Annotated in this window: 22 protein-coding genes and 1 tRNA gene; 11 read left to right on the top strand and 12 right to left on the bottom strand. The window is 69.1% G+C overall.

The genetic code is table 11. The annotated features are described in order from the left end of the window. Positions 1-129: 129 nt before the first annotated feature. The 5 genes from ACWDEW_RS13545 to ACWDEW_RS13525 all read left to right on the top strand — a co-directional run bounded on the left by ACWDEW_RS13545 (position 130) and on the right by ACWDEW_RS13525 (position 5957). On the top strand, positions 130-1677 hold the full coding sequence (locus ACWDEW_RS13545; RefSeq protein ID WP_450512480.1) for a circularly permuted type 2 ATP-grasp protein: 1548 nt from the start codon (positions 130-132) through the stop codon (positions 1675-1677). Then, on the top strand, positions 1674-2606 hold the full coding sequence (locus ACWDEW_RS13540) for an alpha-E domain-containing protein (protein WP_019070401.1): 933 nt from the start codon (positions 1674-1676) through the stop codon (positions 2604-2606). The genes ACWDEW_RS13545 and ACWDEW_RS13540 overlap by 4 nt, the downstream gene beginning before the upstream one ends. 1 nt (position 2607) lies before the next feature. Continuing rightward, entirely contained in the window at positions 2608-3450 is an 843-nt protein-coding gene (locus ACWDEW_RS13535; protein ID WP_450512478.1) for a transglutaminase family protein, read from the top strand. Positions 3451-3546: 96 nt separating this feature from the next. Continuing rightward, positions 3547-3936: an effector-associated constant component EACC1 gene (locus tag ACWDEW_RS13530; protein ID WP_450512476.1), complete on the top strand. Its 390-nt coding sequence runs from the start codon at positions 3547-3549 to the stop codon at positions 3934-3936. Positions 3937-3938: 2 nt separating this feature from the next. Continuing rightward, positions 3939-5957: a caspase, EACC1-associated type gene (locus ACWDEW_RS13525; RefSeq protein ID WP_450512474.1), complete on the top strand. Its 2019-nt coding sequence runs from the start codon at positions 3939-3941 to the stop codon at positions 5955-5957. 18 nt (positions 5958-5975) lie between these two features. Here the strand turns inward: ACWDEW_RS13525 and ACWDEW_RS13520 are convergent, their stop codons facing one another. The 6 genes from ACWDEW_RS13520 to ACWDEW_RS13495 form a co-directional block, all read right to left on the bottom strand. Then, positions 5976-7082, bottom strand: a complete 1107-nt coding sequence (locus tag ACWDEW_RS13520; RefSeq protein WP_450512472.1) for a sugar ABC transporter substrate-binding protein — start codon at positions 7080-7082, stop codon at positions 5976-5978. 280 nt (positions 7083-7362) lie between these two features. Further along, positions 7363-7812: a heat shock protein transcriptional repressor HspR gene (locus ACWDEW_RS13515; RefSeq protein ID WP_019070405.1), complete on the bottom strand. Its 450-nt coding sequence runs from the start codon at positions 7810-7812 to the stop codon at positions 7363-7365. A 5-nt stretch (positions 7813-7817) separates the two neighbouring features. After that, positions 7818-9005, bottom strand: coding sequence for a molecular chaperone DnaJ (gene dnaJ, locus ACWDEW_RS13510; protein ID WP_381245411.1), 1188 nt, complete (start codon positions 9003-9005; stop codon positions 7818-7820). Between the two features lie 48 nt (positions 9006-9053). After that, complete coding sequence (gene grpE / locus ACWDEW_RS13505) at positions 9054-9716, bottom strand: nucleotide exchange factor GrpE (protein ID WP_019070407.1); 663 nt, start codon at positions 9714-9716, stop codon at positions 9054-9056. Then, positions 9713-11557, bottom strand: coding sequence for a molecular chaperone DnaK (dnaK, locus tag ACWDEW_RS13500; RefSeq protein ID WP_019070408.1), 1845 nt, complete (start codon positions 11555-11557; stop codon positions 9713-9715). The genes grpE and dnaK overlap by 4 nt, the downstream gene beginning before the upstream one ends. A 96-nt stretch (positions 11558-11653) precedes the next feature. Beyond that, a complete protein-coding gene (locus tag ACWDEW_RS13495) occupies positions 11654-12676 on the bottom strand; it encodes an MraY family glycosyltransferase (RefSeq protein WP_450512469.1) in 1023 nt (340 codons plus the stop codon). Between the two features lie 213 nt (positions 12677-12889). Between ACWDEW_RS13495 and ACWDEW_RS13490 the strand changes: the two genes are divergently transcribed. The 5 genes from ACWDEW_RS13490 (at position 12890) to ACWDEW_RS13470 (ending at position 19220) form a co-directional block, all read left to right on the top strand. Beyond that, positions 12890-15181 (top strand): (Fe-S)-binding protein, encoded by a 2292-nt coding sequence (locus tag ACWDEW_RS13490; protein ID WP_450512467.1) that lies wholly within the window; start codon positions 12890-12892, stop codon positions 15179-15181. Between the two features lie 226 nt (positions 15182-15407). Continuing rightward, positions 15408-15821 carry a hypothetical protein gene (locus tag ACWDEW_RS13485; RefSeq protein WP_450512465.1) on the top strand — a complete coding sequence of 138 codons (414 nt, stop codon included), beginning with the start codon at positions 15408-15410 and terminating at the stop codon, positions 15819-15821. A gap of 117 nt (positions 15822-15938) precedes the next feature. Continuing rightward, positions 15939-16349, top strand: a complete 411-nt coding sequence (locus ACWDEW_RS13480) for a hypothetical protein (RefSeq protein WP_450512464.1) — start codon at positions 15939-15941, stop codon at positions 16347-16349. A 307-nt stretch (positions 16350-16656) separates the two neighbouring features. Then, positions 16657-18093 (top strand): FG-GAP-like repeat-containing protein, encoded by a 1437-nt coding sequence (locus ACWDEW_RS13475; RefSeq protein WP_450512899.1) that lies wholly within the window; start codon positions 16657-16659, stop codon positions 18091-18093. A gap of 86 nt (positions 18094-18179) precedes the next feature. Continuing rightward, positions 18180-19220: a YIP1 family protein gene (locus ACWDEW_RS13470; RefSeq protein WP_450512462.1), complete on the top strand. Its 1041-nt coding sequence runs from the start codon at positions 18180-18182 to the stop codon at positions 19218-19220. Positions 19221-19622: 402 nt separating this feature from the next. On the opposite strand, the gene ACWDEW_RS13465 is transcribed toward ACWDEW_RS13470, so the two are convergent. The 3 genes from ACWDEW_RS13465 to dcd form a co-directional block, all read right to left on the bottom strand. Beyond that, a complete protein-coding gene (locus ACWDEW_RS13465; protein WP_450512460.1) occupies positions 19623-20156 on the bottom strand; it encodes a DinB family protein in 534 nt (177 codons plus the stop codon). A 151-nt stretch (positions 20157-20307) separates the two neighbouring features. Next, a complete protein-coding gene (locus ACWDEW_RS13460; RefSeq protein ID WP_450512458.1) occupies positions 20308-20829 on the bottom strand; it encodes a phosphoribosyltransferase in 522 nt (173 codons plus the stop codon). Between the two features lie 2 nt (positions 20830-20831). Then, positions 20832-21407 (bottom strand): dCTP deaminase, encoded by a 576-nt coding sequence (gene dcd, locus ACWDEW_RS13455; protein ID WP_019055444.1) that lies wholly within the window; start codon positions 21405-21407, stop codon positions 20832-20834. A gap of 509 nt (positions 21408-21916) precedes the next feature. Here dcd and ACWDEW_RS13450 point away from each other — a divergent pair. After that, positions 21917-21990: transfer RNA gene (locus tag ACWDEW_RS13450), tRNA-Gly, on the top strand. Positions 21991-22080: 90 nt separating this feature from the next. Here ACWDEW_RS13450 and ACWDEW_RS13445 read toward each other — a convergent pair. From ACWDEW_RS13445 to ACWDEW_RS13435, 3 genes are read right to left on the bottom strand one after another with little or no spacing between them, the layout of a single operon-like run. After that, positions 22081-23247, bottom strand: a complete 1167-nt coding sequence (locus ACWDEW_RS13445; RefSeq protein ID WP_450512455.1) for a tyrosine-type recombinase/integrase — start codon at positions 23245-23247, stop codon at positions 22081-22083. Further along, positions 23247-23459 (bottom strand): excisionase family DNA-binding protein, encoded by a 213-nt coding sequence (locus tag ACWDEW_RS13440; RefSeq protein WP_318017685.1) that lies wholly within the window; start codon positions 23457-23459, stop codon positions 23247-23249. The genes ACWDEW_RS13445 and ACWDEW_RS13440 overlap by 1 nt, the downstream gene beginning before the upstream one ends. After that, entirely contained in the window at positions 23456-24754 is a 1299-nt protein-coding gene (locus ACWDEW_RS13435; RefSeq protein WP_450512897.1) for a replication initiator, read from the bottom strand. The genes ACWDEW_RS13440 and ACWDEW_RS13435 overlap by 4 nt, the downstream gene beginning before the upstream one ends. Between the last annotated feature and the right edge of the window lie 85 nt (positions 24755-24839).

The following is a 24839-nucleotide window of genomic DNA, read 5'->3' as shown; positions in this document are numbered from 1 at the left end:
CGTCACCCTGCAACAAGCTGGGGGGTACCCGACCCCGGCCGTCGGCCGCTTCGCCGTATCACTTTCCGCGTGAGCTGCCGGAAATCACTCAGAGATCGCCGTGTTACGTACCGCACTTAACGTCCCCTCATGGCGGACATATTTGACGCATACGCATTGGCCGATGCGTGGGACGAGATGTTTGTGCGGCCGGGTGAGGTCAGAACCGCCTACGAGCCGGTACTGGCGGCACTCCAGCCCATCGAGCCGAGTGAACTGCGCTTCCGCGCGGACCAGATGGCCCGCGCGTTCACCGACCGGGGGGTGACCTACGCCTTCGCGGGCGAGGAACGGCCCTGGCCGCTGGACCTGGTGCCGAGGATCATCGACGCGCTGGAGTGGGACCTCATCCAGCGCGGGGTGGCGCAACGGGTGCGGGCCCTGGAGGCCTATCTCTCCGACGCGTACTCGCACTGCCGCGCCTTCGAGGACGGGGTCGTGCCCTGGCGGCTGCTCCTCAACTCGGCGCATTTCCATCGGGCCGCGCAGGGGGTCGAACCACCGGGCGGGGTCCGCATCCACGTCGCCGGCATCGACCTCGTACGGGACGAGGCCGGGGACTTCCGGGTCCTGGAGGACAACGTGCGGGTCCCCAGCGGGGTTTCGTACGTCATCGAGAACCGCAGAGCCATGACCCGGATCTTCCCGTCGCTCTTCGCCGAGCAGCACGTGGTGCCGGTCGACGGCTACGCGGGACGACTCCTCGCCGCACTGCGGTGCGCCGCGCCCGCCGGGACCACGGACCCGAGGGTCGTGGTCCTCACCCCGGGCCCGAGCAACGCCGCCTACTTCGAACACGCCCTGCTCGCACGGCTGATGGGCGTGCAGCTGGTGGAGGGCCACGACCTGGTGTGCCGCAACAACCGGGTGTGGATGCGGACCACCCGCGGCGAGGTGCCCGTCCATGTCGTATACCGGCGCCTGGACGACGACTTCCTCGACCCGCTGCACTTCCGCCCCGACTCGGTGATCGGCTGCCCGGGCATCATGAACGCGGCCCAGGCCGGGAACGTCACACTCGCGAACGCGGTCGGCAACGGCATCGCGGACGACAAGCTCCTCTACACCTACGTCCCCGACCTCATCCGCTACTACCTCTCCGAGGAACCGATTCTCCCGAACGTGGAGTCCTTCCGCCCCGACGAGCCGGGCCAGTTGGAGGCGGTCCTCGACCAGATCGACCAGCTGGTCGTGAAACCGGTGGACGGCGCGGGCGGCCAGGGCATCGTCATCGGACCCAAGGCCGACGCGAAGACCCTCGAACGCACTCGCAAAGCCGTCGCCGCCGACCCGCGCGGCTGGATCGCCCAGCGCCCCGTCGCCCTGTCCACCTCCCCCACCCTCGCGGGTGAACGCATGGCACCCCGCCACATCGACCTGCGCCCGTTCGCCGTCAACGACGGCACCGACGTCTGGGTCCTGCCCGGCGGCCTCACCCGCGTCGCCCTCCAGGAGGGCAACCTGATCGTCAACTCCAGCCAGGGCGGCGGCTCCAAGGACACCTGGGTGCTCGCCGAGGGCCCCGCCGAACAGCCCGAGCCGCTCACCCCGGAGGGCACACCCCCCGAGGTGGCCCCCCGCCAGCTCGGTCCCGACGGCAACCCGACGGTCGTACAGGAAGGGGCGCAGCAGCAGTGAACGACGTGATCCTCTCCCGGATAGCCGAGGCCCTGACCTGGACGGGCCGTTACGTCGAGCGCGCCGACGCCACCGGGCGCATCCTCGACGCCTATCTGCACCGCCTGCTGGAGGACCCCTGGCGTGACGAGGACGTGGCCTGCCGGTCGCTGTACGCGATCCTCGGGGTCGACGCGGGCGGTGAACGCGTCGACATGCAGCAGGTGCTGGACCAGCTCGCCTTCGACGCCCGCTCGACGTGTTCCATCGAAGGCGCCCTGGGCGCGGCCCGGTTGAACGCCCGCAGCGCCCGCGAAGCCGTCTCCTCGGAGATGTGGGAGTGCCTCAACTCCACCTGGCACGCGCTCGCCGACCAGCGCCTCGCGGCCCGCCGTACCGGCCCCTACGCCTATCTCGAACTCGTGCGCAGACGCGCCGCGTTGTTCTTCGGCCTCGCCGACTCCACGATGAGCCGCGACGACAGCTGGCGTTTCGTCGTCCTCGGCCGCAGCCTGGAACGGGTGGACATGACCGTACGACTGCTGTCGGTACGGGTGTTGGACGCGGCGCACGCGCCCGACTGGCCGACGCTGCTGAGCGCCTCGGGCGCCGACGAGGCGTACGCGCGTGTCTACGGCGGCTTCGGCGACACCCCGCGCGTGGCCGAATTCCTGCTCCTGGACCGGGACTTCCCGCGCTCGGCACTGCACGCGCTGACGACGGCGGAGGAGTGTCTGACGGCACTCGGCCGCCAGCGCCAGGACCCCGCCCGCCGCCCCATCGGCCGGCTGCGCACCCGCCTCGAATACCTGGACTCGCACGCCCTGGAAGAACAACTCCCCGCCCTCCTCAAGGACTTGCAGCACGCCTGCATGGCCTCGGCGGAGGCCGTCGCGGAACTGTTCTTCCCGTACCAGGGGCCCGTCGAGTGGGCCCAGGAAGGAGCCTGAGATGACCCGTAGGCTTCGCATCCGCCACACCACCCGCGTGTCGTACGCCCAGGCGGCCGTCTCCTCCCACAACGAGGTGCGGATGACCCCGCTGACGCTCCCCGGCCAGACCACGCTGGACGCGCGCGTCACCGTCAACCCCACGACACCCACCTGGTCGTACTGGGACTACTGGGGCACCCAGGTCACCGGCTTCGACCTCATGGACCCCCACGCCGACCTCACGATCACCGCGTCGAGCCTGGTCGAGACGTCCCCGCCGGAGGCACTGGGCGCAGCGCCCAGCTGGGCGGAGGTCACCGAACGGACCACGAACTCACGCCTGTTGGAGTTCATCGGCCCCACCGTCCGTACGACCGTCCCGCCCAAGCTGCTGAAGAAGGCGCGCAAGGCGGCCGTAGGACTCGACCCGCACGAGACCGCTGTCGCCGTCTCCGCGCTCGTCGCCGACCGGGTGGCCTACCTCCCCGGTGTCACCGGAGTGAACACCTCCGCCGCCGAGGCCTGGGAGCAGGGCGCCGGCGTCTGCCAGGACATCGCGCACGTCACCATCGCCCTGCTGCGGGGCCTCGGCCTGCCCACCCGCTATGTCTCCGGCTACCTCCACCCGGAGCGCGAGGCCGAGTTGCACCGCCCGGTGGCCGGGCAGAGCCACGCCTGGATCGAGTACTGGGCGGGCGACTGGTGCGGCTACGACCCGACGAACCGGACCCGGCCCGACGAGTCCCATGTGGTGGTGGGGCGGGGGCGTGACTACGACGACGTGACCCCGCACAAGGGGATCTACCGGGGGGTGGCGGGCGGGCCGCCGGAGGTGACGGTGGAGTTCACGCGGGTGGCGTGACGGACGTCAAGTGTGCGGTGCCTGTTCCGACTTCGTGGAAATTCCCCCGGCCGGCGCCCCGAGTCACCACACTTGGGTGCACGGGGGAGGTGTGCCATGGAGGTACTGCTGGGACTGGCTCCGGACGGCGCCGCGGACCAGGAGGAGGCGGAACGGTTCGTGGGCCGGCTGCGGGCCGAGCTCCGCGGGCTCGACATCGACGCGCCGCGCGTGCACGCGTCGGCGTCCGGCGACGTGCCGCCCGAAGGGGCCAAGGCGGTCGACCCGGTGACCGTCGGGGCCGTGGTGCTGGCCCTGAGCGCCTCGGGCGGGGTCCTGCCCATGCTCGTCGAGACCCTGCGGGACTGGCTCGGCCGGCAGTCCGCCCGGCACCGCGTCTCGGTCACCATCGACGGCGACACCATCGAACTGGAGCGGGCGTCCGCCGACGAACGCCGGGAACTGGTCGAGGCGTTCGTCCGCCGGCACGGATCGGACGCCGAGTAGCCGTGGGGCGGAAACTGGCCCTCCTGATCGCCAACTACACCTACGAGGACGAGGGGTTGCGCGGGCTGACCGCGCCCGCGCACGACGCGGAAGCGCTCGCCGAGGTGCTGCGCGACCCGGACATCGCCGGGTTCGACGTCACCATCCTCGTCAACGAACCCCATCACCGCATCGGCGAGGCGCTCGGCGCGTTCTTCCACGGCCGCCGCCACGACGACCTCACCCTGCTGTACTTCACCGGCCACGGCCTCAAGGACGACGAGGGCCGGCTCCACCTCGCCGCGGCCAACACCCGCCGCGACAACCTCCTGTTCACCTCACTGCCCGCCGAACAGATCGACCGGGCCATGAGCGGCTGCATGTCCCGCCGCCAGGTGCTGATCCTCGACTGCTGCTACAGCGGCGCCTTCCCCGCGACCGCCCGGCTCACCAAGGGCGACGCCGACGTGCACACCCTGGAGCGGTTCCACGGCCGCGGCCGTACGGTGCTCACCGCCTCCGACGCCACCCAGTACTCCTTCGAGGGCGACCGGGTCAGCGGCAGCGCCCCGCAGTCCGTCTTCACCCGCCATCTGGTGCGGGGCCTGCGCGACGGCAGCGCCGACCTCGACGGCGACGGGGACATCACCCTCGACGAGCTGTACTCCTACGTCCACGACCGGGTCGTCGACGAGATGCCGCAGCAGCGGCCCAAGAAACAGGACGACGTCGAGGGCCGTATCGTCATCGCCCGGAACGTGAACTGGGCGCTGCCCGCGCAGATCCGGGTCGCGCTGGACAGTCCGATCGCCCTGGTACGGCTCGGCGCGGTGGAGCCGCTGGCCCATCTGCGCCGCTTCGGCAACGCGACGGTGCGCCGGCGCGCGGAGGAGGAACTCCGGCGCCTGACGGAGGACGACAGCCGGAGTGTGTCGGGGGCGGCCGCGTCGCATCTCCAGACCGCTGGGCCTGTCGTCGGGGCCCCGGTGCCGGCACCGGTCCCGGTCGCGGCTCCAACACCCGCCCCCGCACGGCCCGTTCGGGCCCGCCCGGCGTCCGGCACCGAGTTGTGGAGCTTCCAGACCGACAACTGCGTGCGGTCCACGCCGACCGTGGTGCGCGGGGTGCTGTCGCTACGCGGGGTGGTGTATGTGGGCGGCGACGGCGGCTCACTGCACTCTCTGGAGGCGGACACCGGGGAGCGGAGGTGGAGCCGCGCGCTCAACGCCGGGCCCGTGCGGTCGACGCCAGCGGTCCTCGGCGATCTCGTGTACACCACTGCGGGCCGGATGCTGTACGCGACCGACGCGGTAACCGGAGAGGGGCGCTGGGACTTCGGCGAGAGGAGGGGCGATGTGTCCGCGACAGTGGGAGTCCTCACCGACCGGGTGTGTGTCAGCAACAGCGGCTCCTTGTTCGTGCTCGACGCCGAAACAGGAACAAAGCGCTGGAACTTCACCGTGGGCATGACGCCGCATCGATGGGTGGTGATGGACGGTCGGCTGGCGATCGTCGGCAACACGGGCAGCCACGTGTACGCCCTCGACGTCGTCGGCCAACGGAGGACGTGGGGCACCCGCGTCGCCGACGGCCCCGTCTCCGGCGCATCCGCACTGTCCGACGGAGTCCTTTACGTCGGCAACCAGCGCGGCGAACTGCACGCCCTCGACACCTCGAACGGGCAGCGGAAGTGGCGCCACGACACCGGAAGCGCCATCCAGGCCGCCCCCACGGTCGACAACGGCACGGTCTACGTCGGCAACGACGACGAGCGCCTGTACGCCCTCGACGCGGCCACCGGCACGGTCAAGTGGCGCTTCACGGCCATGGCCCCCGTCCGCACCACCCCGGCCGTCACCCACGCCACCGTCTACTTCGGCAGCGACGACGGCAACGTCTACGCCGTGGACACCGACACCGGCCGGGAGCGCTGGCGCTTCCCGACCGGCGGGCCCGTCGTCTCCTCGCCCGTCGTCGCCCACGGAGTGCTCTACGTGGGCAGCGACGACACCCGGCTCTACGCCGTCAGGGCCGCCGACTGAACCCGTCCTGCCTCGGCCCTACTTCAGCCCGTCCGCCGCGCAAGCCGACTTGTACTTGCTGGTGCAGATGTCGGAGATCTTGTAGATCCCGTCCGCGACCACCGTCGTCTTGATGTTGTCCTTCGTCAGCGCGACCACGGACACCAGCTGCGAGGGGATCTTCTTGTTCGTGGGGCTGTCCACCGAGTCACGGGTGAGGGCGTCGAACTCGATGTCCTTGCCCTGGACCTTGGCGACCGCGATCTTCGCGGCGGCCTCGGCCAGGTCGGGGTACGGCTTGTAGACGCTCATGTACTGCTCGCCGGTCACGATCCGCTGCACGGCGGTGAGCTCGGCGTCCTGGCCGGTGATGGGCGGCATCTTCGTCACGCCCGCGTTCTGCAGGGCCTTGATGATGCCGCCGGCCATGGCGTCGTTGGCGGAGTACACCGCGGCGATGTTGTCCTTGCCGAGCTTGTCGATCGCCTCGGTCATCTCCTTCTGGGCCACGTCCGGGTCCCACTTGTCGGTGTTGTAGCTCGCGGCGACCGTCACCTTGCCCTGCAGCTCGGACAGCGCCCCCGCCTTGAACACCCCGGCGTTGGGGTCGGTCGGCGAGCCGTTGATCATGACGACCTTGTCGGAGCTGTCCACGTTGCTGCCCAGCGCCTCGACCAGGGAGCGGCCCTGCACCTCGCCGACCAGTTCGCCGTCGAAGGAGACGTACGCGTCGATCGGCCCCTCGGCCAGGCGGTCGTAGGCGATGACCGGGATACCGGCGGCCTTGGCCTTCTTCACCATGCTCAGGATGAGATGCGAGTCGACGGCGTCGAGCACGATGACGTCGACCTTCTCGTCGATCATCTTCTGCATCTGCTTGTCCTGGACGCTCGCGACACCGCCGGCGTTCTGGTACTCGGCCTTGCCCTTCTTGTCGGTGAGTTCACTCACCGTGGACTTGATGATCGGGTAGTCGAACTCCGCGTACCGCGTGTTCGTCTTCTCCGGCATCAGGACGCCCACCGTGATGTCGTTGCCCTTGGCCGGGGTGGCGTCCGAGCTGCTCCCCGACGAGTTGAGCACGCCACAGGCGGCCAGGGGCAGGGCCAGCGAGGACGCGGCCACGGATATGGCGATACGACGCATTGGTGAGCTCACTTCTGGTGCCGTCCGGACGTGGGTGCAGCGTTGCAACCCAGGAGACTGAAAAGCCAACGCGGCTGCGGCCACCGGCGTCAAGCGGAACTACTTAACGAGATGGCAACACCACGTTCCGTTTGGATGTGGAGACCTTGCGGAATCCCATCCAAACGCTCTTTACCGACCCTCCACCCAACGGGAGTTCAGGAAAGGGCAAAGATCGCCACAACCGTGCAGGGGCCCGGAGGCGGGTGAGCCTCCGGGCCCCTGCACGGTTGTCGGCGCGTCAGTCCGAGGACTGCCGCTTCGGCCGCCACACCACCAGCGCGCTGGTCTGCTGGACCTCCTGGTACGGGACCAGGTCACGGCGGTAGGAGGCGTGCACGGCGGCCTCGCGCTGCTGGATCGCCGCCGCCGCTCCGTCGACCGCCGCCTGGAGTTCGGCGACGCGCTGCTGGAGCGCCACGACCTGGTTCTCCAGCTCGATGATGCGCTTGATGCCGGCCAGGTTGATGCCCTCGGTCTGCGACAACTGCTGGACGGTGCGCAGCAGTTCGATGTCGCGGGCCGAGTAGCGCCGGCCGCGCCCGGCCGTGCGGTCCGGGGAGACCAGGCCGAGGCGGTCGTACTGGCGCAGCGTCTGCGGGTGCAGACCGGAGAGCTGGGCCGCCACCGAGATGACGTAGACCGGGGTCTCCTCGGTCAGCTCGTACGGGTTGCGTCGACGGCCGTCCATCTCTCTCATGCTCCCTTCGCGGCCTGGAACAGCTCCGCCCGCGGGTCCTCGCCCGCGGTCGCCTCTCTGTACGCCTCAAGTGCGTCACGAGCATTCCCCGTGACGTCCTTGGGAACACTCACCTCGACGGTCACGAGGAGATCGCCCCGGGTGCCGTCCTTGCGGAAGGCGCCCTTCCCGCGGGCCCGCATCGTACGGCCGTTGGGTGTGCCCGGCGGCAGCTTCAGCGTCACCGGCGGCCCGCCCAGGGTGGGCACCCTGACCTCGCCGCCCAGTGCCGCCTCGGCGAACGTCACCGGGACCGTCACCGTCAGGTTGTCGTCCTTGCGGCCGAACACCGGATGCGCGTCGACGTGCACCATGACGTACAAGTCGCCCGCGGGACCGCCCCGTTCACCCGGTGCGCCCTTGCCGCGCAGCCGGATGCGCTGGCCGTCCGTGACCCCCGCGGGGATCCGGACCTGCATGGTCCGCGAGGACTTGGCGCGTCCGCTGCCCTTGCACTCGGCGCACGGGTGCTCGGCGATCAGGCCCCGGCCCTTGCAGTCCGGGCACGGGTCCGTGAGCGAGAAGCCGCCGCCGGAGCCGCGCGCCACCTGGCCGGTGCCGACGCAGGTCGGGCACACGCGCGGTGTGCCGTTCTTGTCGCCGGTGCCCGAACAGGCCTTGCAGGGCTGCTGCGAGGACATCCGCAGCGGCACCGTGGCCCCTTCGATGGCCTCCGTGAAGCTGAGCGTGACCTCGGACTCGATGTCCTGGCCGCGCCTTGGCTGGGTCCGGGTCGTGCCCGCGCCGCCCCGGTTGAACAAGCCGCCGAACACGTCCCCGATCCCGCCGCCGAATCCGCCGGCACCCCCGGCGCCGCCGCCCTGGGCGCCACCTCCGAAGAGGTCGCCCAGGTCGAAGTTGAAGTTGCCGGCGCCCGCGCCGCCCGGCCCCGGGCGGAAGCCGCCGTTGCCGAACAGCGCGCGGGCGTCGTCGTACTCCTTGCGCTTCTTGGGGTCACCGAGGATGTCGTTGGCCTCGGAGATCTCCTTGAAGCGCTCCTCGGCCTTGGCGTTGCCCTTGTTGGCGTCCGGGTGGAACTCGCGGGCGAGCTTGCGGTACGCCTTCTTGATCTCGGCCTCGGTGGCGTCCTTGGGCACGCCGAGGACCTTGTAGTAGTCCTTCTCGATGAAGTCCTTGGTGCTCATCCTCGACGTCCCTCCTTCCGCCCGGTGTCTGCCCGCCCGGTGTGTGCGTCAGCCCTCCTCAGGGCCGTTGTCCTTCTCGTCGCCGGCCTCGGACTCGTCCTCGGCCTTGACCGCCTGCGCGCCGGGCTGCGGTTCGGCCACGGCCACCCGCGCGGGGCGGATGGTGCGCTCGCCGATGCGATACCCGGGCTGCAGGATCGCCACGCAGGTCGTCTCGGTGACGTCCGGCGCGTACGAGTGCATCAGGGCCTCGTGGATGGTCGGGTCGAAGGGCTCGCCCTCCTTGCCGAACTGCTGCAGTCCCATCTTCGCGGCGACGGTCTCCAACGACTCCGCCACGGACTTGAAACCGCCGACGAGTTCCCCGTGTTCCCGCGCGCGGCCGATGTCGTCGAGGGTGGGCATCAGCTCGGTCAGGAGGTTCGCGACGGCGATCTCCTTGACCGTGACCCGGTCCCGCTCGACCCGGCGGCGGTAGTTCTGGAACTCGGCCTGGAGCCGCTGGAGGTCCGCCGTGCGCTCTTCGAGCGCCTTGCGCACCTGGTCCAACTGGGCCGTCAGACCGGCGATCTGTGCACTTGATGCGTCCCCGGCCGGGGCCGCCCCCTCTCCCGTGGAGGAGGAGGCGGCGGCCTGCGGCTCGGCGTCGTCGGGGGTGGCGCCGGAGGGGACGTCGGGCTTCTCTTCGAAGCCCGGGGTCTCCTCCGTCACGCGGCACCGTCCTTGCGCTCGTCGTCCACGATCTCGGCGTCCACCACGTCGTCGTCCGCCTTGGGCGCCTCGGCACCCGGGGCGTCACCGCCCGCGGCCTGGGAGGCCTGGGCGTCGGCGTACATGGCCTGGCCGACCTTCTGCGAGACCGCGGCGACCTTCTCGGTGGCGGTGCGGATCTCGGCGGTGTCCTCGCCCTTGAGCGCGGCCTTCAGCTCCTCGACGGCGGCCTCGACCTCGGTCTTGACCTCGCCGGGGACCTTGTCCTCGTTGTCCTTGAGGAACTTCTCCGTCTGGTAGACGAGCTGCTCGCCCTGGTTGCGGGACTCGGCGGCCTCGCGGCGGCGGTGGTCCTCGTCCGCGTACTGCTCGGCCTCCTGGCGCATGCGGTCGACCTCGTCCTTCGGCAGCGAGGAGCCGCCGGTGACGGTCATCTTCTGCTCCTTGCCCGTGCCGAGGTCCTTCGCGGTCACGTGCATGATGCCGTTGGCGTCGATGTCGAAGGAGACCTCGATCTGCGGGACACCGCGCGGGGCCGGCGGCAGACCGGTCAGCTCGAACATCCCGAGCTTCTTGTTGTACGCCGCGATCTCGCGCTCGCCCTGGTAGACCTGGATCTGCACGGAGGGCTGGTTGTCCTCGGCGGTGGTGAAGATCTCGGACCGCTTGGTCGGGATCGTCGTGTTCCGCTCGATCAGCTTGGTCATGATGCCGCCCTTGGTCTCGATACCGAGGGACAGCGGGGTGACGTCGAGGAGCAGGACGTCCTTGACCTCGCCCTTGAGGACACCGGCCTGGAGGGACGCGCCGATGGCGACGACCTCGTCCGGGTTGACGCCCTTGTTGGCGTCCTTGCCACCGGTCAGCTCGCGCACCAGCTCGGCGACGGCGGGCATACGGGTGGAGCCACCGACGAGGACGACGTGGTCGATCTCGTTGATGGAGATGCCGGCGTCCTTGATGACGTTGTGGAACGGCGTCTTGCAGCGCTCCAGCAGGTCGGCCGTCAGCTGCTGGAACTGGGCGCGGGTGAGCTTCTCGTCCAGGTGCAGCGGGCCCTCGGCGGACGCCGTGATGTAGGGCAGGTTGATCGAGGTCTCGGTGGAGCTGGACAGCTCGATCTTGGCCTTCTCGGCGGCCTCGCGCAGACGCTGGAGGGCCATCTTGTCCTTGCCCAGGTCCACGCCGTGGCCCGCGGCGAACTGCTTCACCAGGTAGTCGACGACCCGCTGGTCCCAGTCGTCACCACCGAGGTGGTTGTCGCCGTTGGTGGCCTTCACCTCGACGACGCCGTCACCGATCTCCAGGAGGGACACGTCGAAGGTGCCGCCGCCGAGGTCGAAGACGAGGATCGTCTGGTCGTCCTTGTCGAGCCCGTACGCCAGCGCGGCGGCCGTCGGCTCGTTCACGATGCGCAGGACGTTCAGGCCCGCGATCTCGCCGGCCTCCTTCGTCGCCTGGCGCTCGGAGTCGTTGAAGTAGGCCGGGACGGTGATGACCGCGTCCGTGACCTTCTCGCCCAGGTAGGCCTCGGCGTCACGCTTCAGCTTCTGCAGGATGAAGGCGCTCATCTGCTGCGGGTTGAAGTGCTTCCCGTCGAGCTCGATCTTCCAGTCCGTGCCCATGTGGCGCTTCACGGAGCGGATGGTCCGGTCAACGTTCGTGACCGCCTGGCGCTTGGCGACCTCGCCGACGAGCACTTCGCCGTTCTTGGCGAAGGCGACGACGGACGGCGTGGTCCTGGCGCCCTCTGCGTTGGTGATGACGGTGGGCTCGCCGCCTTCAAGAACGCTGACGACGGAGTTAGTCGTGCCCAGGTCGATGCCGACCGCACGTGCCATGGTTGATTCCTCCAGCAATGACTTGAGTGGAACGGACTCAAGTGTGCACCACACTCATCGCTGGGTCAACAGAGCTGAGTCGAGCAGACTCAACTCTTATCCGTTCCTTACACGCAACTGGGCTCTGACCTGCGTAGACGCGGCACGCCGCACCCCGTAGACATTGACTTTAAGCAGTCCGAATACGACGACCAGGGCCCCGCCCGCCACCCACATCACGGCGGATTCACCCGCCCACCCGTTGTGCACGAGCACTCCGACGAGCACTCCGGAGAACCCCCCGACCCCGAGGAGCACCACCGCCCCCTGCGGAGTGAGCCCCAGCCGCCGCAGCCGGTGGGCGAGATGGTCCGGGCCGCCCCGCAGCAGCGCCCGCCCGGCCAGCCGCCGCGACAGCAGCACCAGGACGGCGTCCGCGCTCGCGAGGGCGGTGAGCGCGAACAGCACGCCCGCACTGGACGCGAGATCGTGTCCGCTCCGGGCGACCACCGCCGCCGAGGCGAGCACGAAGCCCGTGAACAGCGACCCGCACGCACCGAGCGCGATCCGCGCGGGATGCCAGTTGTGCATCAGGAACCCGGTGAGCGCGGCGGCCAGCACACTCAGCAACACCGCGAGCCCGTCCATCACTTCCATCGCGGCACAGGCCCCCACCCCGAACGCGGTGACCACCCCCACGGTCCCGGCCAGCCCGTCGGCGTGGTCGAGCCCCTTGAAGGCGGCGGCGACGAACACGATCCAGGCCGCCGCCGACAGGCCGCCGGGCACCCCGAGTTCCCCGTACGGCACGACACAGGCCGCCGCCACCGCCGTACCGAGCACCAGGACCCGTGTCTTCAGCCGCCACACGTCGGCGACGAGCCCGAGCACGGCCACGGCGGACCCGGCGACCAGCAGGCCGCCGACGTCGTCGCCCAGTGGCGCGACGCCGGTCCAGTCGCACCCCCAGGTGACCGCGGCGACGGCGATCACGACGGCCAGTCCCCCGAGCAGCGGTACCGGGCGCGTGCGCCGTCGCCGGTCGACGATCCGGGCACGCAGGGCGGGCACCCGGAGCAGTGCGGCGAGGAGGGCGGAGAGGAGCAGGGCGGTCGTGGCGGCGAGAATCCCGTAGAGCACGGTTCTAAATTAGACGCAAATGTACCAATTCAGTACGAATAACACGATCGGATCGTCACAGGTTTTTAAGGCGACCCTCAGCGACATAGATCACCGCACGGCTGGCTACAGTGCGACAGAGAATGGGGGTAATCTCGGTCGGACCGATTAAGTTACCGCTTAGTAATGTTCTGGGTTCGGTAATGACCCCTCGCAGGCCCGAGGAGCCCTGAAATGCAACTCGCCGCGATCATCGTGTCGCTGGTTCTGATCGTGGTCGGTGTGGCGCTGTTCGCCCGCGCCGTCCTGCAGATCTACACCTTCATGCGACTCGGCCAGAACGTGCCCGCGGGCACCCGCACCGACGAGCCCGGCCGGCGGACCGTCACTGTGGCCAAGGAGTTCCTGGGCCACACCCGGATGAACCGCTGGGGCGTCGTCGGGGTCGCGCACTGGTTCGTGGCGGTGGGCTTCTTCTCGCTGCTGCTGACGATCGTCAACGCCATCGGCCAGCTGTTCAAGGCCGACTGGCTGCTGCCGGTCATCGGCGAATGGGCGCCGTACAACGTCTTCGTCGAGTTCATCGGCACCATGACGGTCCTCGGCATCCTCACGCTGATCGTGATCCGCCAGCTCAGCAAGCCGAACAGGCCGGGCCGCAAGTCCCGCTTCGCCGGCTCCAACTTCGGCCAGGCGTACTTCGTCGAGGCCGTCATCCTCATCGTCGGCGTCTGCATCTTCATGCTGCACGCGCTCGAAGGCGCCCAGCACCACGTGGACGCGTACGAGGCGTCCTTCTTCATCTCGTACCCGGTGGTGTCGGCCCTTCGGCACCTGGACGTCTCCACCCTCCAGAACCTCACGTACTTCTTCGCCGGCCTGAAGATCGCGACCTCCTTCATCTGGATGATCACGGTCGCCCTGAAGACCGACATGGGCGTCGCCTGGCACCGCTTCCTGGCCTTCCCGAACATCTGGTTCAAGCGGAACGCGGACGGTGGCACCTCGCTGGGCGCGCTGCTGCCCATGACCTCCGGCGGCAAGCCGATCGACTTCACCGACCCGGGCGACGACGACGTCTTCGGCGTCTCCCAGGTCGAGCAGTTCTCCTGGAAGGGCCTGCTCGACTTCTCCACCTGCACCGAGTGCGGCCGCTGCCAGTCGCAGTGCCCCGCCTGGAACACCGGCAAGCCGCTCTCCCCCAAGCTCCTCATCATGTCGCTGCGGGACCACGCCCACGCCAAGGCGCCCTACCTGCTCGCGGGCGGCGGCAAGTCCATGGAGGGCGAGGAGAAGGCGACGGAGGAGCAGCTGGCCGGCGTCCCCGCTGCGGCCCTCGCCGAGGCCGAGCGCCCCCTGATCGGCACCTTCGAGGACAACGGCGTCATCGACCCGGACGTCCTGTGGTCCTGCACCACCTGCGGCGCCTGCGTCGAGCAGTGCCCGGTGGACATCGAGCACGTCGACCACATCGTCGACATGCGCCGCTACCAGGTGATGATCGAGTCCGCGTTCCCGTCCGAGGCCGGGACGATGCTCAAGAACCTGGAGAAGAAGGGCAACCCCTGGGGCCTGGCCAAGAAGCAGCGCCTGGAGTGGCTCAAGGAGGTCGAGTTCGAGGTCCCGGTCGTCGGTCAGGACATCGAGGACCTCACCGAGGTCGAGTACCTGTACTGGGTCGGCTGCGCCGGCGCCCTGGAGGACCGCGCCAAGAAGACGACGAAGGCCTTCGCGGAGCTCCTGCACATCGCGGGCGTCAAGTTCGCGATCATGGGCGGCGACGAGAAGTGCACGGGCGACTCGGCGCGGAGGCTCGGCAACGAGCCCCTGTTCCAGGAGCTCGGCATGGAGAACGTCATGGCGCTGAACATGGCGTTCGGCGAGGAGCTGGACGACGACGGCAAGGTGGTCGCCGAGTCGGCGAAGCCCAAGTCCGCGAAGAAGATCGTCGCGACCTGCCCGCACTGCCTCAACACGATCGGCAACGAGTACCCGCAGCTCGGCGGCGACTACGAGGTCATCCACCACACGCAGCTGCTCCAACACCTCGTGGACGAGGGCAAGTTGATCCCCGTGACCCCGGTCGAGGGCATCATCACCTACCACGACCCGTGCTACCTGGGCCGCCACAACAAGATCTACACGCCCCCGCGCGAGATCATCGCGAGCGTCCCGGGCCTGCGCAACGAGGAGATGCACCGCCACAAGGAACGCGGCTTCTGCTGCGGCGCGGGCGGCGCCCGGATGTGGATGGAAGAGCGCATCGGCAAGCGCATCAACAACGAGCGCGTCGACGAGGCCCTCTCCCTGAACCCGGACATCGTGTCGACGGCCTGCCCCTTCTGCCTCGTCATGCTGACCGACTCGGTCAACGGCAAGAAGAACGACGGCAAGGCGAAGGAGTCGATCCAGGTGGTCGACGTGGCCCAACTGCTCCTCGACTCGGTCAAGAAGCCGGCCGACGACGAGCCCCCCGCGGGCACCGCGGAACCGGAGAACGCCCCGGAGCCCCAGCCGGTCGAGTGACAACCGGCCGGTCCGCCACGACAAACGCCCCGCACCCTCACCGGAGGGCGCGGGGCGTTTGTCGTCCCGTAAGGCCGCCCCCAACTCCTCCCATGGTGTAGCGCACTACACCACGCATTCGGGAGAACGGTCCCTCGTGACGGCGAGCGCGCGACGGAATCGTAGAGGCCAGAGATCAAGCCCCGAAGATCCCGCCTCCTCCCTCTCCTCCCGCGAAGGAAATCCCGTGAAATCGCTGCTCGCCACCGTGAAGTCGTTCCTCGCCGACCTGCTGCTGTGGTCGTTCTTCGTCGGCGGCCTCGCCGCGAGCACGGCCTCCGGCGCCGTGCTCGACGGCGCGGCGAAGACCGCGGCCACCTTCGCCGGTATCGCCGTCTCGGTGCTGACGGGCTCGCGCATCGCGAAGAAGCCGAAGATCAAGGCGTTTCTGTCGAGGACGTCGACCCTGTGGTTCCTGTTCCTGTTCAACGGCGGTGTGGCCGTGGCCGGTTACTTCGTCATGGACGGCGCCAAGGGCATCGCGACGGCGGCCGGCATGGGCCTGGTCTCCCTGGGCGCGGCAGGCGGCCTGATCTCCAGCCTCCGCAAGGGCCCGGCCAAGACGTCACCCGGAACCCAGGCGGACGAGCCCTGGGCCTGAGGCCCCGATCCAAAGCCCCCACCGACCCCGCCCCGCCCCTGCCCCTGCCCCTGCCTCGCCCTCGCCCTCGCCCTCGCCCTCGCCCTCGCCCTCGCCCTCGCCCTCGAAAGGCCTCCCATGACCGCGCACAGCCCGCGTGCACGCCGTACGGCCACCATGGCCACGCTCTTGGCCGCCACCGCGCTCACCACCGGACTCCTCACGGCCTGCGACCCCACGGACACCTCCAACTCGCTTGACTGCCTGGGGAACTGGAACACGATCTCCGACAGCCTCAGGGCGATCCACGAAGCCGGCGTGGACGCGGCGAAGGACCCGAGCCGCACCGACGAATCCATCACGACGATCGACAAGAACCTCGACAGGATCGACGCGAACTCGGAGGACGACAAGGTCAACAAGGCGGTCGGCGACCTGGACAAGGCGGTCTCCGACTACAACAAGGCGATCCTGAACGGCGATACGAACCCGGATTCCAGCAGGATCGACGCGGCGGCGAACGAGCTCAAGGACGTCTGTACGTCATGACGACAGTGGCCGTCGGGCCACTTCGCCACACACGCAGACACCGCCCCACCCCTGACAACGACCTCAGAGATTTACCGAGTTCACGCACAACCCTTACGCCCCACCAAGGGTCTCCTGATCGCCAACCACCCGTGAAGCCAAGGACAACCCCCGGCAAACACGGACGGTACGCACCCCAGCGCCACCCCCATTGACACCTCATCAACACTTCATCGACGCGGATGCCCGCCACGCATCCCCGCATGCCGCAGGAGACCCCGCATGCAGCAGTACCTGCGTCGCCCTCGCGACGGCCGCCGCGGCCGCGCTGACGGGCGGTCTGCTCACCCTCTCGGTGACGACGGCGACCGCCGCCGACTCCTTCAAGGTCGCGAAGGCCGACTTCAACGGCGACGGCATCGGTGACGTCCTCGTCTCCGCGCCGGGCGCCTACGTCACCGGCCAGGCCGACGCCGGCCAGGTCGTGGCCCTGTACGGCACGGCAACCGGAGTGTCGTCCACGAAGCGCTCGACGCTCAGCCAGAACTCCGGCAACGTGCCCGGTACCGCCGAGAAGGGCGACTACTTCGGCCTCGCCACGGCATACGCCGACTTCAACGGCGACGGCTACGACGACCTCGCCGTGGGCTCGCCGTACGAGAAGGTCGGCACCGACACCGACGGCGGCGCGCTCGCGATCCTGTGGGGCTCGAAGAACGGCCTCACCGGCAAGAGCAGCGACGTACCGGACCCGGCCGTGTCCGGGCACGACAACTGGGGCCAGACCCTGGCCGCCGGCGACTTCGACGGCGACGGCAAGGCGGACCTGGCGGTGGGCAGTTCGGCCGCCACCGTCTACGTCTACAAGGGCGGCTTCAGCAGCTCCACCGGCATGCCCGGCGGCCGCTACACGATCAAGCCCCCGATCCACTCCGGCTCGACCGGTTTCCCGTACGGCCCGCACCACCTCACCGCCGGTGACATCAACGGCGACGGCCGCACCGACCTGGTGGTCGACGGCTACGAGACCCAGACCAGCAACGGCTGGAACACCAACTACCTCGTGCCCGGCACCGCGAGCGGTCTGAGCGTCGCGGGCGTGAAGACCCTCAAGCCCGGCATCGTCACCGGCATCGGCGACATCAACGGCGACGGGTACGGCGACATCGTCACCGGCGCCGGCTGGGACGCCACGACGAGCGACGGTACGACCGTGCCGGACTCGGCGAACGGCGGCAAGGTGAACATCACCTACGGTTCCGCGTCCGGCCCCGCCGCGACCACCGGCATCACCCAGGACTCCGGGAACATACCCGGCAGTTCGGAGAAGGGCGACTCCTTCGGCTGGGACCTGGACCTGGGTGACGTCAACGGCGACGGCTACCAGGACGTCGTGGTCTCCGCCCCGGACGAGGACCTCGGCGCCGCCACCAACGCCGGCATGGTCACGGTCATCTACGGCTCCGCGAGCGGCGCGAACACCACGACGGGCGTCCAGTCCTTCGCCCAGAGCACGGCCGGCGTCCCCGGCGCCGACGAGAAGAGCGACCTCTTCGGCGCCGACGTCAAGCTCGACGACGTCAACGGCGACGGCAGGGCGGACCTGATCGTGGGCTCGTACGAGAACGGCGGCGACGGCGCGGTGACCTACCTGCCCTCCAACGGCACGAAGATCGTCACGACCGGCTCCCGTGCCATCTCGGCGGGCGCGGCGGGCGTCTCGACGACGGGCACACCGCAGTTCGGCGCCCTGTTCGCCGACTAGCCCCGGCTCGCCTTCTCCGCCGGGCCCGTGGCCGTACGCCACGGGCCCGGCGGCCGTACGCCCCCTCCCCCTACGTCCCTTAGGGGATGTCACAGCTCGGCAGCAAAGCCCCGCCCGAAACCCCCGGCCCGGCCCCTGACTCTGCGGAACCAGGTACGTTCGATGACGTGGCTGGATTCAGGATCGGACGCGGCGGCCGGGACGGCCGGGCCCCGCAAGCGCGCCCTCAACAACCTCCGTACGGGCAGCAGGCTCCCCCGGCACCGCAGGGAGCGCCGCAGAGACAGCCGTACGGCTACCCCTCTGCGCCGCAGCCGTACCCGCAGCAGCAACCGCAGTACGGAAGCCCCGCGGGCGGCGGCCGGCAGTGGTCCCAGGCGAACGGCGGCAACGGCGCCTACGGCGACGAGCCGGAGTACTTCGGCGACGGCGGCGGCTACGGCCACGGCGGTCACCCGACCACCCCCGACCCGTACGCGGCGAACAACCCGGGCAGCACCCAGGCGTTCTCCGTAGGTGAGGACCCGTACACCCAGGGCGGTACGTACCGCGCGGGCTCGGCCCAGGCCCCCACCGGCCCGGTCGGCCCCCGTCTGCACTGGAAGGACCTGCTGCGGGGCATCGTCCTCGCACCCCAGCAGACGTTCCTCCAGATGCGGGACTACACGATGTGGGCCCCCGCCCTGATCGTGACGTTCCTCTACGGCTTGCTCGCGGTCTTCGGCTTCGACGGCGCCCGCGCGGACGCCATAAACGCCACGCTGGCGAACGCGGTCCCGATCGTCCTGATCACGGCCGTGGCGATGGTGCTGTCGTCCTTCGTCCTGGGCGTGGTCACCCACACCCTGGCCCGCCAGCTGGGCGGCGACGGAGCCTGGCAGCCCACGGTCGGCCTGTCCATGCTGATCATGTCGCTCACGGACGCCCCCCGCCTGGTCTTCGCCATGTTCTTCGGGGGCGACGCCACCTTCGTCCAGGCCCTCGGCTGGGCCACCTGGGTAGCGGCCGGCGCCCTCCTCACCATGATGGTCAGCCGCTCCCACGACCTCCCCTGGCCCAAGGCCCTGGGCGCCTCCGCGATCCAGCTGATCGCCCTGCTGTCGATCGTGAAGCTGGGCACGTTCTAGAGGTTTCTCCGTTACGACGACGAAGGGCTCCCGGTGCACGCCGGGAGCCCTTCGTCGTCGTAGCGAAAAGGCCCGCGGCCGGCGGCATGTCGGGTGCATGATGATCCCGTGATGTCTTGGCTGAGCACCCGCAGCACTTGGTTGGTCGTACTGATCTTGTGGGTGACCACCCTGACAGCCGCCCTGATCGGAATCGCGTGTGAACGAACCTTCCTTGAACACCCCCCTCTGAGGCCCTTCGCCTCCAACCTCCCCATGACAGTGGGCGGCACCTTCTTCATCGCCGCCGTCACCGGCGGGAGACTGCGTCGTAAACGACGCCGGCAGGAACGATGAGGCGGAGCCGGTTGCCGTACAGCAGCGAAAGTACGGCGACCGCCGGGCCCGGAGGTGTGAGGGGACTCAGCTCTGCGTACTGCCGTCGATGAGCTCGCGGATGACGTCCGCGTGGCCGTTGTGCTGGGCGTACTCCCTGATCACGTGCAGCATGATGCACCGCACGTCCAGGTCCCCGAATCGGTGGTGCGTGCACACATCGTCCAGGGAAACCCCGGCGAAGATCTCGCGGCTGCGCTCGCAGGCGGCCAGATAGCGCCCGACGTCCTCGGACAGCGTCGCGCCGCCGTCCAGCAGGAAGTCACCGTCCCTGCGCTCCGGCCAACCGAAAGGCGCGGGTTCCTCACTCCGCCCGATGACGTCGACAAACCAGACGAACTCGACCTTGGTGAGATGCCGCACCAATCCGTGCAGGGTGGTGAGGGACGGAACGACACGCCGGGCAGCCTGTTCCCCGGTCAACCCGTCGAGCTTCCTCAGCAGTTCGGCGCGATGGTAGTCGAGCCACCCCGCCAATGCCTCACGTTCAGGCGCGATGGTGGGCAGGTCGACGGACTTCAGCGGCGAGGCGAAGGCCTGCGGCCCAGAGGCGTCATTCATGGGCGCATTCTCGCAGCCGAGGTCAACGCCCGATCCCGACGGGGACTTCCGCGGTAGACATCCTGCGGTAGACATCCTGCGGTACAGCACGAGAGCCCCCTCGATGATCTGTGGAGAGGGCTCTTCCTTCGGTCGACGGGGTACCCGCAGTTCAGACCGCTTCCTTGTTCGGCTTCGCCGCTTCCCCCGACCTGTGCACTGGAGGCAGAACACTCCACGGGAAGTTGATCCAGTCGTCGGTGCGCTTCCACACGTACTCGCACTTCACCAGCGACTGCGACTTCTCGTAGACGACCGCGCTGCGGACCTCGGCGACGGTGTCCCGGCAGAAGTCGCGGACCAGCTTGAGCGTCTTGCCGGTGTCGGCGACGTCGTCGGTGATCAGGACCTTCTTGGAGGAGAAGTCGATGGCGTTGGGGACGGGCGCGAGCATCACCGGCATGTCGAGAGTGGTGCCGACGCCGGTGTAGAACTCCACGTTGATCAGGTGGATGTTCTTGCAGTCGAGGGCGTAGGCGAGGCCACCGGCGACGAAGACCCCGCCGCGGGCGATGCTGAGGATGATGTCGGGCTCGTAGCCGTCGTCGGCGATGGTCTGCGCGAGTTCGCGGACGGCGACGCCGAAACGTTCGTAGGTCAGGTTCTCCCGTACGTCCGTGGCCGTGTCTCCCATGCTCACACCTGCGTCCGGTGGAAGTTGAGGAAGGAGCGGGAGGCGGTGGGGCCGCGCTGGCCCTGGTAGCGGGAGCCGTAGCGCTCGCTGCCGTAGGGGAACTCGGCGGGCGAGGTGAGCCGGAACAGGCACAGCTGGCCGATCTTCATGCCGGGCCAGAGCTTGATGGGGAGCGTCGCGAGGTTAGACAGCTCCAGCGTCACGTGGCCGGAGAAGCCGGGGTCGATGAAGCCGGCGGTGGAGTGCGTGACGAGCCCGAGACGGCCGAGGGAGGACTTGCCTTCGAGACGGGACGCCAGGTCGTCGGGGAGCGATACGACCTCGTAGGTCGAGGCGAGCACGAACTCGCCGGGGTGGAGGATGAACGGCTCGTCGCCCTCCGGTTCCACCAGCCGCGTCAGGTCCGCCTGCTCGATGGAGGGGTCGATGTGGGGGTAGCGGTGGTTCTCGAACACCCGGAAGTAGCGGTCGAGGCGCACGTCGACACTCGACGGCTGCACCATGGATTCGTCGTAGGGATCGATCCGGACCCGCCCGGCGTCGATCTCGGCCCGGATGTCCTTGTCTGAGAGAAGCACGCACCGAGGATACGCAAGACGCGCGGACCGGCCACCATCGGACGGACCCGCGCGCCAGCGACTGCCTACCGTGTTACCGCTACTGCTTCTCCAAGGTCACCGGCACCGCGCTGCGGAGCCGGGCACACCGTGGACACCGGACGAGCCGTCCGGGGCCGAGCCGCTCGGCCTGCTGCATCGGGAACGAAGCGGTGCTGAACACGTGCCCATCGGCACAACGGACGACGGTGCGCTCCATCAAGTCCATGAGTCCCTTCCCCAAGAGCCGCGTCCGACTGCTGCTCGCCGGACGCCAAATGCCACATTACGGGATGAAAGGAACGACTCTCCAGGCGGCACTCCGTCCCACCCGGACCCTCTTCCACGCCTCCACCGTACGCCCCAACTCCGGTCCCCCGCAGCCGCGTCCGCCCTCCGAAACACGACCGTCACCCCAGGGCTTCAACGCCGCGAGCCGGGCATGAGGTAGAGTGAGCGGGCATTCGACACCGGCTCAACCGGCGTCTTACGCGGGTGTAGTTTAGTGGTAGAACATCAGCTTCCCAAGCTGAGAGTGCGAGTTCGATTCTCGTCACCCGCTCCACCAGAAACCCCCAGGTCGACGACCCGGGGGTTCTTTGTTGTCTAGACCAGTGGGCGGGCTGCGCACCATAACCGCACCACAAGGGCGTTTCTAGCTGCCGGTGGGCTCCTCCTTGTGGTGCGCGTTGCTGTCGTTGTGGTTCTTCGCACGTTCGGCGCGGACCATGTCGTCGAGTCCGGCGGCCAGGTCGCGTTGCCGTTCCTCGTCGGAGTGCTGATAGATCAGCGCGGCCTTCTCGGAGGACTGGCCGGCGCGCACCATCGTGTCCTTGAGGGTGGCGCCCGAGCGCGTCGCGAGCGTGTGTCCGGTGTGGCGAAGGTCGTAGAAGCGGAAGCCATCAGGGAGGCCGACGACCGTGCGGGCCCGACGCCACTTCCGGCCGAAGGAAGTGCGGCGGAAGGGAGCTCCCTTCTCACCGACGAAGAGCAACCCGTCCGGCCCCTTCTCCGCGAACCACGCGAGGTGTTGCCTCACGTCCTTGTGGAGGAAGGCCGGGAGAACGACAGCACGGACACCGGCGTCGGACTTGGTCTCGCCGGGAGCGCGCTTGCCGTTGGTGCGTTCTGGCTCGGCGACGCGGACGCGGATCACCAGGTTGTCCGGGTCGACGTCCCGGCGGCGGAGGCCGGCCAGTTCCTCGGGGCGCATCGGGCCGTAGGCGCCGAGGTAGACCATGAGGCGCCAGCGGATACCGATCGCGTCGGCGAGGGCGTCGACCTGGGCGACGGTGGCGATGCGGCGTTCGGCGGCGGACTCCTTGCCCGCGCCCTTGATCCGGCACGGGTTGCGGCTGATCAGGTCGTCATCCACGGCCGTCTCAAGAATGCCCTTGAGGAGGCGGTACGCCTTGGCGACGGTCGTCTTGGCTTGGGTGGTGCGGAGACGCTCGGCACGCCATTCACGGACACGGGGCGCGGTGATCTCGTCCAGGTCGAGCGTGCCGAAGGTCGGGAGGATGTAGAGCCGGAGGAGGTGCTTGTACAGGTCGTAGGTGCGCACCGCCAGCTCTCGCTCTTCGACCCATTTCTCGGCGTAGACGCGGAAGTTGACCGCTCCAGCGTCCGGGGCGCGCCAGTCTCCTCGGGTGAGATCTGCCTCTACCTGGGACAGCCAGACTTCCGCGTCCTTCTTGGTCTCGAAGGTCTCGTCCGCGCGGATGCGCTCGTTGTCGGGCCCGAGGTACGACGCGGTCCAGCGGCCGGAGCGGTATTGCCGCACGGCGCCGAAACGGCGTCTCCTTCCTTTCTTGTTGGCCATCAGGCAGCCCTCCGGAGGCCGGTGCGACGGAGCCTGATCGGCTCGACAGTGCGGGATGCGACGAACTCCACGACCGCGCTCTCGGGGATGCGGACGTGCCGGCCGACCTTGACGTACCGGATGCGTCGCTCCTCGATCAGCCGCCGAGGAAAGCGGGCCGTGGTGCCGAGCAGCTCGGCGACCTGGTCGACGGACAGGTAGCGGTCGGTCACTTGGTCGGTTCTCCTTCCGTTCCGGGGGCGGGTTCGAGGGACTCGGACAACCAGGCTTCGGTGGAAGAGAGGCCGGTTCCGGCGAAGACCCAGTGCGCGAGTACGTACGTGGTGTTGGTGGTGGGGGCGTTGGCGGGTGTGGCTTGGGCGCGGCGCCATTCGGCGCGGGCGTCGCGGAGGGCGCCGAGGGTGGTGGAGTAGCGGCGGGATTTGGTGGAGAAGTGGCCGCGGAAGCCGAGCATGTGGGCCCAGGCGCGCAGGCGGAGGTGTTCGAGGCTCTTGCGTGCGCCGAGGGTCCATGCGGTGCGGATGAGGCGGCGGGCGTGGTCGCTGATGTCGAGGTGGGCGAGTTCGGCGGCGAACTTGAGCGGGCGGTCGAGAGCTCCCGTCGCGGTTTCGGCGCCCTTGGTGGCGTACTTGGCGATGTAGGCGGCGACGGCTCGTTCGGTGAGTTCCTGGCCGTCGTTGAAGTCGGCGGATCGGATGGTGCGGACGTCGAGTTGGCGGCCGAAGGTGAAGGTGTGGGTACGGCCGTCGATAGTTGGGCCGTCGACGTGGACCTTGGCGGTCGCGATGCGGATGGCGTCGGAGAGCAGCTCGGCGGTGGCCCAGGGAGGGGGCGGGGTGTCGCCGCCGGTGGGACCGTCGATGCGGATGACGGCGTGGAAGTGGACGGCTCCGCGCTTCTGGTACTCGGCGACCTTGGCGAAGGACACACGCGCGTGGTCGCGGAAACGGCGTTGGGAGAGGCCTGCGCGCTTGGCGACCTCGCGGCGCAGGTAGGTGGAGAAACGGCGCCAGAGGGGACCGGCGTGGGCGTTCCAGAGGACGGCGGCTTCGTAGTCGTAGGTGTCCGGGTTGAGTGGGGTGCCGAGGGTGTCGTCGTCCTGGTCGTGGTGGAGGCCGCAGCGGCAAGGGCGGCCGTCGGTGCGGCGGTTGTGGACCGGGCCGAAGCCGGGGGCGGTGAAAGTGGCGAAGACGCGGGGGTGGGTGGCGACGTGTTCGGGGGTGCCCTTGCCGCCGCGCAGGCCGGAGGTGATCAGGTGGAAGGTGTCGCGGCGGTAGACCTCGGAGCAGGCCGCGCAGCGGGTGGTACGGCGGTTGTTGCAGCGGACGAGGAGTTGGCCGGCCGGGAGGGTCGAGGAGTCGAGGCGGTGGAGGATGCCGCCGATCTCGCCGGTTGTGGTGTCGAGGTCGTATTCGGTGCGGTGGCCGTCGAGGCGGATGGGGTTGGTGCAGCCGCCGAGGCCGGAGAGTTGGCGGAGGATACCCGGGAGGGTGCCTTGCGCGGCCAGGTTCGCTAGTTCGGGGAGTGGGGCCGGGGTGGGGCGGGTGAAGATGGCTTGCTCCTTCTGGCTGGCTCGGTCAGGAGAGACGGGC

The sequence above is a fragment of the Streptomyces sp. NPDC001100 genome (assembly GCF_053598575.1).
This window is presented reverse-complemented; position numbering and strand designations above follow the sequence as displayed.